This is a genomic window from Kitasatospora sp. NPDC127111, from assembly GCF_042677465.1.
Taxonomy (GTDB): domain Bacteria; phylum Actinomycetota; class Actinomycetes; order Streptomycetales; family Streptomycetaceae; genus Kitasatospora.
This window is the reverse complement of sequence record NZ_JBHXTG010000004.1, coordinates 180,805-187,376: the sequence shown is the minus strand read 5'-3', so window position 1 is coordinate 187,376 and position 6,572 is coordinate 180,805. Positions and strand designations below refer to the sequence as shown.

General features: G+C 74.3%; 5 protein-coding genes and 1 pseudogene. 2 read left to right on the top strand and 4 right to left on the bottom strand.

Features of this window, described 5'->3' with window-relative positions; translation table 11 throughout:
* The 4 genes and pseudogenes from ACFVHB_RS04955 to ACFVHB_RS04940 all read right to left on the bottom strand — a co-directional run.
* Window positions 1-99 (bottom strand): annotated as a pseudogene (locus ACFVHB_RS04955) (ABC transporter ATP-binding protein); the annotation flags it as partial.
* 235 nt (window positions 100-334) lie between these two features.
* Entirely contained in the window at window positions 335-2,515 is a 2,181-nt protein-coding gene (locus ACFVHB_RS04950; RefSeq protein WP_380315174.1) for a restriction endonuclease, read from the bottom strand.
* Window positions 2,516-2,713: 198 nt separating this feature from the next.
* A complete protein-coding gene (locus ACFVHB_RS04945) occupies window positions 2,714-3,733 on the bottom strand; it encodes an NAD(P)-dependent alcohol dehydrogenase (protein ID WP_380315171.1) in 1,020 nt (339 codons plus the stop codon).
* 109 nt (window positions 3,734-3,842) lie between these two features.
* Window positions 3,843-4,511, bottom strand: coding sequence for a maleylpyruvate isomerase N-terminal domain-containing protein (locus tag ACFVHB_RS04940; protein ID WP_380315168.1), 669 nt, complete (start codon window positions 4,509-4,511; stop codon window positions 3,843-3,845).
* 282 nt (window positions 4,512-4,793) lie between these two features.
* Here ACFVHB_RS04940 and ACFVHB_RS04935 point away from each other — a divergent pair, with 282 nt between their 5' ends.
* Window positions 4,794-5,231, top strand: a complete 438-nt coding sequence (locus ACFVHB_RS04935; protein ID WP_380315165.1) for a penicillin acylase family protein — start codon at window positions 4,794-4,796, stop codon at window positions 5,229-5,231.
* A 10-nt stretch (window positions 5,232-5,241) separates the two neighbouring features.
* On the top strand, window positions 5,242-6,522 hold the full coding sequence (locus ACFVHB_RS04930; RefSeq protein ID WP_380315162.1) for an RNA-guided endonuclease InsQ/TnpB family protein: 1,281 nt from the start codon (window positions 5,242-5,244) through the stop codon (window positions 6,520-6,522).
* Window positions 6,523-6,572 lie beyond the last annotated feature (50 nt).

Genomic DNA, 6,572 nt, shown 5'->3' with positions numbered 1-6,572 from the left:
GTCGAGGGCGACGACGCGGGTCTCCCCCTCCCCGTAGACCTTGTTCAGGCCGGTGGCGCGGGCGGCCGCCCGGCCGGTGCGGACGGCGGTTGCGGGCATCGTCACGGGGAATCTCCTGCGGAAACGGAAAATCGGATGATCGGGTTCCATCCCATTCTTCCGATTCGCGCCGGCCGGAATTGTCAGCCGGGGGTACGGTGGACCCCCGCCGTCCCGGCGGGACGGCGAGGGGCGATGTCCTCCTCGGGTATGACACCTGCCCCCGAGGCCGTGGGCGGCGGGAGCCCGGCCGGGGCGTGTCCGTCAGACGCCCCCTACTCCTCTGTCAGACGCCCTACTCCACCGCGACGCCCCAGCGCACCGCCAGGCCGGCCAGGCCGCCCGCCACCGCCGTCCCGTCCGGAGTGAACTGCCAGGAGCCGCCCTTGCGCTGGAAGGCGCCGACCAACAGGGCGGTGTCCGGCACGCCGCCGGTGGCGGCCGCCCAGCGCTCCGGCCCGGCCGCGCCCGGGCCGTAGGCGGCGGTCAGGGCCAGCCCGTGCACGTAGCCGAGCGGCAGGGCCGGCGGCTCCTCCTCCTCGGTGGAGACCGCGATCACCACCGCGTCCACCGCCGCCGGGAGCCGGCCCGGATCCACCGTCAGCTCGGCCGCCCGGACCGGCTCGCCGGGCACCGAGCGGGTCGGGTGCAGGCGCACGGCACCGTCCGGGTCCTGCGGGTTGTTGAAGAAGACGAAGTGCTCGTCGCTCAGCACCGTGCCGCCGGCGCAGAGGAACGCCGAGACGTCCAGCTCCACCGCGTCCCCGCCGGCCGTCCGGCTCTGCCAGGACAGCCGCAGGCTGCTCGGACGCTCGGCCGGCCCGTCGCCGCCGGCCTCGGCGGGGGCGGGCCGGCCGCCGTTCCCGCCGTTCCCGCCGTTCGCCGAGTGCCCGCCCCTCCCGTCGCCGAGGCGGCCGCGCAGGCCCTGCTCCGCGAGCAGCTCGACCAGCTCCGGCCCGCTCACCAGCGTCAGCGGCTTGTTGCGGATGTAGTCGTACGAGCCGGGCCCGAAGCCCGCCGTGGTCACCAGGATGCCCTTGATCGCGCCGTGGTGGCGGACCGTCGAGTCGAGGTCCCGGACGGCGGTGGGGGAGACCGTCGAACGGTAGCGCTTCGCCTGGATGACGATCCGTCCGCCGGTCACCGGATCGAGGTCCTCGGCGACCACGTCCACCCCGGCGTCCCCGCTGCGGGCGGTCGTCATCACCCGGAAGCCGCGCAACCGGAACAGTTCGGCGATCAGCTCCTCGAACTCGATCGGGTCCATCTCGAAGAGGTCCGGCTCCTCCTCGCCGCCCTGCCCGGCCACGCTGCCGCCGACCGTCTCCGGCAGCCGGTCCGGCCGCACCTCGTCCAGCCGCTCCGGCCGCGCCGACAGCGTGCCGCCGAGCCCCTGGAAGCACTCCACGGCCGCCACCCGGTCCAGCGCCAGCCCGGAGAACTCGCCCCGGTCCACCGTCACCGTCGACAGGAACCGCTCCGCCTCCCGGCCGGTCGCCGGGTCGATGCCGTGGACGAAGCCGTTCAGCACCACCGAGGCCAGCAGGCCGTCGCCATCCGCCCGGAACAGCTCGGCCACCACCCGCAGCGCGCTCTGCGCCATGACCTCCCGGTACAGCGCCTTGCGCTCGGTGGCCGGGCGGGCCACCTCGGCCTCCCGGTCGTCCGTCTTCACGTACCGCACCCGGGCCGCGGCCGGCACCACGTCCGCGCCCGGCAGCTCCCAGTTCACCACCAGCTGGCGGGTCGACGCCTCCCAGGCCGCGACCAGCCGGTGCGGGAAGCCCTCCGGCCAGCCCGCCGAGGCGTACAGCACGGCGGTGAAGTACTCCTGCACCGCCTCCGCCTCGCCCGCCCGCAGCCGGCGTAGCAACTCCTGGGTGCCGGCCGCCCGTTCCTCGTCCTGACGGCGCTGCTGGGCCACCCACTCCAGGTACTGGCCGTGGTACTCGGCCAGCCGCCGCTGGCGGTCCGCCTCGGCCGCCTGCGCCGCGTACCAGTCCTGCTCGAACCGGGCCCGGGCCTGCGCCACGTACTGCTCGTACTGCCGCCAGACCGCCGGATTGCGCGCCTGCACCGCGTCCGGCGGCGGCACCTGGTAGTGCGCCTGGTCCGGCATCGGCACCGGCTCCCCGAGCCGGCCCGGCTCGAAGGCGGGCAGCGCGCGCGGCGCCAGCAGCGTCTGCGGCCGGAACGCCGGACGGGCCAGCCCGGCCGCCAGCAGCCCTCGCAACTCCTCGACCCGCGCGTCCAGTTCGGCCGTCCGCCGGGCCGCCTCCGCCTCCCGCGACTGCTGGTACGCCCGCAGCGCCTCGCGCTCACCCCGCGCCGCGGCCCGCTGGGCCTCCCGCGCCTCGCGCTCCTGCCGGCGCTGCTCGGCCGCCTGGGCACGCCAGCGGGCCTCCTCCCGGCGCTGCTCCTGCCGCTGCGCCTCCGCCCAGACCGCCAGCACCCCGTCGTTCCGCCGCCCCGCCACGGTCCCACCCCTTCGCTCACGCCCGAGCGGCACCCCGCGCGCCGCCTCCCGGCCGCGCCGCCGCCGCGCCCGCCACAATAGAACGTGGACGGGCGGACCGGCCAAGCACCCATGACCTGCGGAGCTGCCGGCCCCGCGACGGAGGGCGGAGCGCGGCGGAACCACGCCTGCCGGAACCCGGCCGAGCGGCGGTGGGGCTCAGGAGGCCACCCGGATCACCGTCTTGCCGACCGTGCCGCGGTCCAGGAAGTGGCGGTAGGCGGCGGGCGTCTCGTCGAAGCCGAACTCCCGGCCGATCACCGGCCGCAGGCCGTGGGTGCCGACCGCCCGGACCACCGCCTCCAGGTCGGCGCGGCTGCCGACGAACTCCCGGCGGATCGTCGCCAGCGACCCCGCGTACGCCTCGTCGGTGATCCGCAGCGCGGCCGGCTGCTCGCCGACCACCCAGAGCAGCACGATCTGCCCGTACAGCGAGGTGGCGCGGACGGACTGCTCGATGGTGGCCGGCCCGTGGGTCTCGACCACCAGGTCGGCGCCCTCGCCGCCGGTCAGCCGGCGCACCTCGGCGGACCACTCGGGCGTGCGCCGGTAGTCGATCACGTGGTCCGCGCCGACTTCGGCGAGCCGCTCGGCCCCGGCCGCGCTGCCGCTGACGGCGATCACCCGGCAACCGTGCATCCGCGCGAACTGCACGGCGAACAGCGAGACGTCCCCGCTGCCCAGGGTGAGCACGGTCTGGCCGGCCAGCAGCGGGGCACCACCGGTCAGGGCCCGCCAGGCGGCCACGCCCGCGCAGGTCAGCGAGGCGGCCTCGGCCCAGCCGAGCTCCTTCGGCAGGACGGCCAACGCCTGCTCGTCCAGGACGGCGTACTCGGTGAGCAGGCCGTCGACGGTGCAGCCGAGCTGGTCGGCGAGCTCCGGCCGGAGCCGGCCGTCGGTCCAACGGGGGAAGTAGCTGCCGGTGACGTGGTCGCCCGGGCGGACCCGGCTGACGGCCGCGCCGGTGGCGACCACCTCGCCGGCGCCGTCGCTGAGCGCGACCACGCCGGGCCGGGCGGGCAGCGGGTAGCGGCCGGAGAGGATCAGCGCGTCCCGGCGGTTCAGCGCGGCGGCGTGCACCTTCACCAGCACCTCGGTGGGCCCGGGAGCCGGCGGCTCGGCGTGGTGCAGGGCGAGCCCGTCGGGGTGGCCGGGCTTGTCGAGACGGTACGAGCGCATGGGGGTGGTCCTTCCCGGAGCGGCGGTGATCGGCTGGCACCGATCCTCGCCGGAGCCGGACGGCGCGCCAATTCCCGCCGGGGAATGGGCGGGTGGACCCCCGGTCGCGTCAGCGCACCTCCGCGTACCAGCGCCACCCGGTGCGGCGCGGGCGCCCGGGGAGGTCGCCCCGGCCGGTGGCCCAGAGCAGGGTCGGCCAGGGGCCGGCGTCGACATCGGGCGTCACGTCGGGGAAGAGCCGGGCGAGCGTACGGGCGCAGAGACCGGCCGGCGGTTGCCACGGGAGCCCGAGCCCCTGGGCGACGTCGTGCAGGTGGACCAGCGTCTCCAGCAGGCTCATCGCGGTGAACCCGGCCGGGTCGCTGAGGCCCCAGGGGTGATAGGCGCGGGTTCCGGGCGCGGCGGTGCGGGCCATCGCGACCATCAGCGCGCCGCTCGCCTCCAGCACCTGGATCAGCCCGTCCGGACCGGACTCGCGCTGCGCGAAGACGAAATTGTTCGGCCCGTCCGGGAACTGACGAACGGACAGGAACGGTACGTACCGGTCCTGCGGCGGCGCGGCCGGACCGAGCTGGGCGGCGTAGGCGAGCAGGTCGTCCGCCAGGTGCTCGACGGTGGCCCAGCAGTCCCAGTCCACCGCCCCGGCGGGCCGCGACCAGTCCGCGTCCGCGGGCGCGCCGCGCAGCGTCCCGGCGGCAAGGCGCAGGGCGAGGGCGAGGTCGTCCGGGGTGACCGGACCGGCAGGAGCGGGCGTGTCGGCAGCGGCGTCGTCGATCATGCGGCGACCGTACCAGCGGCGCTCCCGCCGGCGCCCCGGCAATTCCCGCACGGGCAGTCCCCGTACCCCGGGCAGTTCCCGTACCCCGGGCAATTCCCGCACCCCTCCCGGCACCCCCTACGGGTGGTGTACGTCCAGAGGTCTACCGGCCCGTGCGCGATTCGCCCGGAGGAGCGATGCGGGGCGGCCGCCAGACAGGAAAGCCTGATCGCCATGACAGCGAACAGGAAAGTGATGAACCGTCAGTCCGGCCCGTTACTGCGGCGCTTGAGGTCCGGGGCGGTGGCGTTCTGCCTCGCGTCGGTCGCCGCGGTGGCGGTCGCGCCGCTGCCCGCCCAGGCGGCCGGGCCCGACCGGGGCGAGGAACGCGGCGGCGGGTACACCGCCAAGATCCGGCGCACCGAGTACGGGGTGCCGCACATCGTCGCCCGCGACTTCGGCGGGCTCGGCTACGGCTACGGCTACGCCTTCGCGCAGGACAACCTGTGCCAACTCGCCGACCACGTGGTCACCCTGCGCGGCGAGCGGTCCCGCTACTTCGGCCCCGACGGGGCCTCCGTCGACGACCGGACCATCCCCAACCTGGCCAGCGACACCTACCACCGCGGGCTCCGCGAGGCCGGCACCGTCCAGCGACTGCTGGACCAGCCGGCCGACCGGAGGAGGCGGACGGCCTTCGGCGGAGCGATGTCCGATGGCTCTGTCAGACCCTCCTGTTAGGTTGCTCGCCATGAGCAGAGAGGCCATGGAGCGGCGGCAGTTCGGGCACCGTGCCCGGCTCGTGCTGACCCGTGAGGAGTCCGCGAGGATCGACGCGCAGGCACATGCGGCGCGGGCGATGTGGAACCAGTTACACGACCTGTGGTCGATGACGCCGAAGTGCCAGCGATCGCTGACCCGGATGGATGAGGTGTTGCGTCAGGCCCGTAGGGATATCGACTGGTACGCCGTGCTCCCGGCGCAGGCCGCGCAGGCCGTGCTCAAGACGTACGTGCAGGCGTGGCGGAACTGCTGGGAGGGCCGGGCGGACGAGCCGAGCTTCAAGGCGCGGTTTCGTACGCCGATGGCGGTGGACATTCCGCAGGGCCGTGACCTGAACATCGTGAGGGTGCACCGCCGCTGGGGCATGGTCCAGCTACCGAAAGTCGGCCGGGTACGGTTTCGCTGGACCAAGGACCTGCCTGTCGGCAAGCGTGCCGACGCGGAGAACCGGATCACCGGAGCACGGCTGGTTAAGGACGTGCTCGGCTGGCACATCGCCTTCCGGATCCAAGCCACGGAGGCCGTCCCCGCGCCGCACACGGGTCCCGAGGTGGGCATCGACGCAGGGATCACGGTGCCGCTCGCCCTGTCGGACGGCAACCACCAGCACCACGGCCAGTGGCTGACCGAGAAGGAACAGGCCAAACTCTTGCGCTTGGAGCAGCGCGCCGCACGGCGTAAGGCACACCGCAAGCCCGGCGAACACACCTCGTGTCGTCTCGCCAACACCTATGATCAGGCCGCACGGTTGCGCGCGAGAGCCAAGCGACGCCACCAGGACTGGCAGCACCAGACCACCACTGCCATCGCCGAGCAGTACGGCACGGTCGTGGTGGAGCAGTTGCAGATCGCGAACATGGTCACGTCTGCCAGGGGCACCATCGAGCAGCCCGGCACGAACGTCGCGCAGAAATCCGGCCTCAACCGGGCCATCCACGCCGAGGCGTGGGGCCGTACGGTCACCATGCTGACGTACAAGTGCGCCCGGTACGGCGGCATTCTTGCCAAGGTCCCTGCTCCGGGTACCTCGCAGCGTTGCTCGGCATGCGGGTTCACCACGCCCGGCAGCCGGGAGTCCCAGGCCCTGTTCGTGTGCAGGAACACCGGCTGCGGCTGGTCCGGCAACGCCGACCACAACGCGGCCCGGAACATCCTGCACCTGTACCGGACGGGCCATGCGCTCGTCCCGGCTGCCGGAAGGGCAGTCGTCAGGCGTGCACACCGCGTCAAGCCGCCCACCGCAAGGTAGGACGGAGTCTCCCTCCGTTCACGGGGGGAGAACACTTCAAGACAACGGCA